At 46.7% G+C, this 4791-nt stretch carries 3 protein-coding genes; 2 read left to right on the plus strand and 1 reads right to left on the minus strand.

Annotation, left to right across the window (positions count from 1 at the left end; all coding sequences use genetic code 11):
• Positions 1-552 precede the first annotated feature (552 nt).
• A complete protein-coding gene (locus QZW82_RS32050; RefSeq protein ID WP_293158406.1) occupies positions 553-3216 on the plus strand; it encodes a heavy metal translocating P-type ATPase in 2664 nt (887 codons plus the stop codon).
• A 92-nt stretch (positions 3217-3308) separates the two neighbouring features.
• Here QZW82_RS32050 and QZW82_RS32055 read toward each other — a convergent pair whose 3' ends face one another.
• Positions 3309-3656, minus strand: coding sequence for a hypothetical protein (locus QZW82_RS32055; protein ID WP_293158409.1), 348 nt, complete (start codon positions 3654-3656; stop codon positions 3309-3311).
• 104 nt (positions 3657-3760) lie between these two features.
• Between QZW82_RS32055 and tmk the strand changes: the two genes are divergently transcribed.
• Positions 3761-4411 (plus strand): dTMP kinase, encoded by a 651-nt coding sequence (gene tmk, locus QZW82_RS32060; protein ID WP_293158413.1) that lies wholly within the window; start codon positions 3761-3763, stop codon positions 4409-4411.
• Positions 4412-4791 lie beyond the last annotated feature (380 nt).

The raw sequence follows: 4791 nt of genomic DNA on the forward strand, positions 1-4791 counted from the left end.
TTTAATCGTTCACTGTTCATTTAGGGAGTGGATAGGTTTTCTTTTTCACCCTCATTCTCTCCTGGGACGGTGGCTTTAGTTCTTCTTTTGCCACCGTTCTCATCTTTGGTTAGTCTAAACTACAGTAGCTAAATTTCTCACCTAAAAGTTCAATACTAACTAATCGTACCGTTGAAACCTCGTCTGTACAAACGATGTCCGCCTCCGCAGACTCAAAACAATAACCGTCTAATCTTCAACCCGCTTTCGTCGGGTTTTGTCTGTGTAGACGCGGTTTCAACCGCCCCGTCCAATCTTCAGAATTAAGATAAGAATTAAAAAAAACTAACACTTTGGGAAGATGCCAAAAATTTTATCTATGATAAAAATATAGACATTTGTCTAAACTGTGCATTATATCAATTCCGGTTGGATCGTCAGGTGATTTAACCGCAGAGAACGCAGAGGACACAGAGGGAGAGAAGAGAGATGAATAATTCCTCGGCTAGACGGAATTGATATTAAACACTTTCTGTTCTCACCAAAATATTCTAATCAATACCGAAAAAAACCATGCAATTTCTTCCCAAAACACTCCCCGAAAATCGATCGCAAATCATCCCAGTTAAAGAATCTCCCTCGCCAGAAGTTGTTACTTTCGATGTCAGCGGGATGAAATGTGCGGGTTGCGCTGCATCAGTTGAACGCCAACTCATGCAGCATTCAGGCGTAATTTCGGCTTGCGTTAATTTGGCAGTAGAAGTCGCAACGGTTGAGTGTCAACCGGGGGCTGTGGATGCAGAGGCTTTAGCGAAAAAGTTGACTGATAACGGATTTCCTTCTCAGTCTCGCTTAGGTGAAAATCAGCGGGAAGCAGAAGCGGCGGCAATTGAACGGCGGCGCCAAGAAATTCGACAGCAAATCAATCAATTGTCGATCGCCCTTATTCTAATTATTCTATCCGGTTTAGGACACATTCTCGGCACCAAAGCCCCAATTCTCAGCAACATTTGGTTTCACTGGGGACTCGCCACCCTTGCATTGCTGCTACCGGGCCGCCCGATTATCGTTGACGGCTGCCGCAGTTTGTGGCGAAATGCACCAAACATGAATACTTTGGTAGCTTTAGGCGCAGTCACGGCTTACACGGCTAGCAACGCGGCGCTGCTGTTTCCACGCATGGGATGGGAGTGCTTTTTTGACGAACCGGTGATGCTTTTGGGCTTTATATTGTTGGGCAAAACTCTCGAACAGCAAGCCAGACGGCGCGCTGCATCAGCTTTGCAAGCTTTAATCGCACTACAACCAGCGACAGCCCGCTTAGTTGATTTTAAACTGCCGATTTTAGATTTGGACTCTCAAGAGTTGCCTGCAAACTCGACATCTGCGGTCTACAATCCACAATACATTGAAATTCCAGCCGATCGCGTCCGAGTCGGAGAATGGCTGCAAGTTTTACCCGGTGAAAAATTTCCGGTAGACGGCGAAGTCTGCGAAGGCAAAACAACTGTAGATGAATCGATGCTGACTGGCGAATCGATGCCAGTTTTCAAGCAATCACCAGATACAGTCGCGGCGGGAACTATCAATAAATCCGGGGCAGTTGTGATGCGGGCAACTCGCACCGGTCAAGAAACAACTGTAGCTCAAATGGTGGCTTTGGTGCAAGCCGCCCAAACTCGCAAAGCGCCGATTCAACATTTAGCTGATACTGTCGCCGGATATTTTGTCTATGGCGTAATGGCAATATCGGCTTTAACTTTCCTATTTTGGTATTTTGCCGGAACTCATATTTGGCCTTCTGTGCTTTTAGGACACGATATGGGGCATGGGGCATCGGGCATGGGGCATGGGGCATTGGGCATGGGAAATCAATTGCCAATTATCCATTATCAGTCTTCTTTGTTGTTAAGTTTGAAATTGGCGATCGCAGTTTTAGTCATTGCTTGTCCTTGTGCTTTGGGACTGGCTACCCCAACTGCAATTTTAGTCGGTTCTGGCATCGGGGCGGAGCGCGGGCTGTTGATTCGCGGTGGCGATGTTTTAGAACGAGTGCATCAATTAGATACTGTGGTTTTTGACAAAACTGGGACTCTGACAACTGGAAATCTCACACTTACTGATTATTTGCCGATTTTCCAGAATTCTGAGTTGGATTTGAACTCGGATATTAATGTGGGAAACAAACAAGATATCTGTTCCACAATGTCCGCAATTGATGATATTTCTGGCAACAGGCAAGATGCCTCTTCCACAATTTCCACAATTTCCACAATTGATGGTGTTTCTGGTAACAAACAAGATGCCTCTTCCACAATGTCCGCAATTGATGGTGTTTCTGGTAACAAACAAGATGCCTGTTCCACAATTGACTCAAAATTGCTGCAAATTGCGGCGGCGGTGGAAAGAGGCGCTTGTCATCCCATCGCCGCCGCAATTTTGCGGGAATCTCAACAGCAAGGTTTGCCGCTGCTACCTGCTGAGGATTTCTACACGGAACCGGGCTTCGGGGTTTCTGCTTTAGTGGAGGGCCAGCGGGTGTTTGCGGGGAATGCCGAGTGGATGAGCCAGCAGGGCGTCGCTGTGACTGCGGAACTTTTGGAGTCTTGTAAAGGCAAAACGGCGGTTTACGTCGCTTCTGGGGGCGTTTTGCTCGGGGTAATCGGGCTAAAAGATACTCTGAGACCGGATGCTAAGGTGGCAGTCGATCGCCTGCGGGGCATGGGATTGCGGGTGATGATGCTGACGGGCGATACGGCGTCGGCGGCGTTGGTGGTGGCGCAGCAGCTAGGTTTGGCGGCTGCTGATGTTTTGGCCGAAGTGCGGCCGGAGGGGAAGGCTCGGGCGATCGCCAGTTTGCAAGCCCAAGGCTGTAAAGTGGCTGTAGTGGGAGATGGTATCAATGATGCCCCGGCTTTGGCTCAAGCTGATGTCGGTATCGGTTTGCACTGCGGGACTGATGTCGCGGTTGAGACGGCTCAAATTGTGCTGATGCGAAATGCTTTGATGGATGTTGTTGAGTCGATCGACCTTGGTCGCGCTACTTTTAATAAGATTCGCCAAAATTTATTCTGGGCTTTTGCTTATAATACTCTGGGAATTCCAATTGCGGCCGGTCTCTTGCTGCCTGCAACTGGAATTTTACTCAGTCCTGCGGCAGCAGGCGCATTTATGGCGTTTAGTTCTGTTAGCGTTGTTACCAATTCTTTGCTGCTGCGCCGGAAGTTTCGAGGTTAAATTTAGAGCTTCCAAATAAAAGTCATCAGTAATTAGTCATTAGCCAGGAACTAATGACTGATGACTGATGACTGATGACTAATGATTTATGGCTACAGTGCCATACTTTCCAAAAGCCGCCAGTTATTGTTTTTCATAACTGAACGACTGACTAGCTCGAACATTTGACGGCAGTGGTTATTGGTTTGCAGGGGCAATTCCTCGTTTTTGATTACGAAGTTCATGCGAACTTCTGAGTCACTAGCCGTGTTTTTCTCAATTAGGACTTCGGCGGTGACCAGTTTCGGAATCGAAACTTGACCCGGAAGTTCGCGAGCCATCAGGGAATCTCCTGTATTGTAGATAATATCAAGATTGCATGACTCTAAAATTTCAATCAGGGACTGACGGAGACGGTCGATCGGAACTGCAACGATAAAAAAACCAGTATAGCGAGCCATAGAAAACTCCAACCATGAGGCACTGAGACTTTATTATCATACCGAACCTAGAACAGATATACGGGAGGATTCATATTTATTTTATTGAGGTGCAAAGTTAGGCAATGAAGGGCAAACTTATCGTATTTGAGGGGGTAGAAGGTGCTGGAAAAACTACACAAATGCAGCGATTGATACATTGGCTGCAAGTAAGTTATTTTCAGAAAGTCCGGTTGGTGGCTACTCGCGAACCGGGGGGTACGGAGTTGGGAAAAGGACTGCGGCATTTGTTACTCAAACAAGATCCGGGTGAATCTGTATCCGATGTAGCAGAATTACTCATGTACGCTGCCGATCGCGCTCAGCACGTCGAAACTTTTCTTAAACCCGAGTTATCGAAAGGAACGATTGTTTTATGCGATCGCTTTACAGACTCAACGATTGCTTATCAGGGCTACGGCCGCAATCTTAATTTAGATTTAATTAAGCAGTTGAATGCAATTGCCACCGGCGGCTTGGAAAGCGATCTGACTTTGTGGCTGGATATTAATGTGGAGGCGGGCTTGGCAAGGGTAAGGGCCAGAGGAGAGCGCGATCGGATCGAGCAAGCTGACTTGCAGTTTCACAAGCGCGTACAGCAAGGTTTTACGGAGTTGGCACAGGCAAATCAATCTCGAATTTTCCGGATCGATGCCGATCGCCCTGAAGATGCGATCGCCCAGGAAATTCAAGCGATCGTCAGTCGCAAGTTAGAAGCTTGGGAATATTTAAAATAATCCCAATTCCGAAAAGTCGGCTGACATAGGTGGCCAAAAACCGGGTTTTTTAGGAAATTTTTCCTAAAAATCCTCAATATCGATGAAAAACCCGGTTTCTTCCTTTTGTCTGGGCGCCGTGAATATAATTAGCCGAAATTAACCGACAAAAAATCCCAGCACTTTACTGGTTAAAACCTGGATACATTCCCATACGCTTGGGTTAAGCTTTTTTGATGATTGCGCTGCCCAGAGATCGATCGCAGTGTCTCTTTTTCACCGAGAAACGAGACGGAAGCCTCTGGCTTTTAGACATGAGGAGGAAGTCGGTAGCGGTTTCAACCGCCTTCAATATTTTTTTTGTATTGGTTGTTTTACAGTCATATTTCAATCTTAAATCA

The organism is Microcoleus sp. bin48.metabat.b7b8b9.023, assembly GCF_013299185.1.
Lineage (GTDB): Bacteria > Cyanobacteriota > Cyanobacteriia > Cyanobacteriales > Microcoleaceae > Microcoleus.

What these genes read in the sequence shown, in the direction of transcription:
- QZW82_RS32050 (WP_293158406.1), top strand. Translation starts at nt 553, where the DNA reads ATGCAATTTCTTCCCAAAACACTCCCCGAAAATCGATCGCAAATCATC.
- tmk (WP_293158413.1), top strand. Translation starts at nt 3,761, where the DNA reads ATGAAGGGCAAACTTATCGTATTTGAGGGGGTAGAAGGTGCTGGAAAA.
- QZW82_RS32055 (WP_293158409.1), bottom strand. Translation starts at nt 3,656, where the DNA reads ATGGCTCGCTATACTGGTTTTTTTATCGTTGCAGTTCCGATCGACCGT.